1 protein-coding gene is annotated in these 433 nt (G+C 35.8%); it reads right to left on the reverse strand.

Annotated features, from left to right (window positions below):
* On the reverse strand, nt 1–433 hold a 433-nt coding region (locus tag Q4550_RS23245), incomplete at both ends, for an Ig-like domain-containing protein (protein WP_303536551.1).

Below are 433 nucleotides of genomic sequence, written 5' to 3' on the forward strand. Positions count from 1 at the left end.
TCAATGATCTGGTTGACGCTACCAGTAAGTGTCTCACTAAAAATCGATTCGAATTGAACTTTACCTTCAATATTCGATAGGTCTTCAATTTTTTGATTAAAGGTAAGGACAACTTCTTTATTCATGGATAATCTAAACGTTCCGATAGTATCTCCATTAAAAACGAGATCACCATTTACTTTGTTGAATACATCAAAAGCATCAGGTAAATTGAATGTGAAAGTTGAGCCATCTACATACCCATGGTTATTCTCAAGCTTAAATAAATACTGAATAAATACCTGTCCACCGAGTTCCTGGATATTTCCTGGATTGTCTGACTCATCGATAACATTACCTTCAGCATCCTTTAAAATAACGTCTGTAATAATATTTTCAGTTATTTCCCCTGGTTCAGCTGCAGCAGGCGAAACCTGTTGTTCATTAGGTGAGG

The sequence above is a fragment of the Anaerobacillus sp. 1_MG-2023 genome, assembly GCF_030547345.1.
Lineage (GTDB): Bacteria > Bacillota > Bacilli > Bacillales > Guptibacillaceae > Guptibacillus > Guptibacillus hwajinpoensis_B.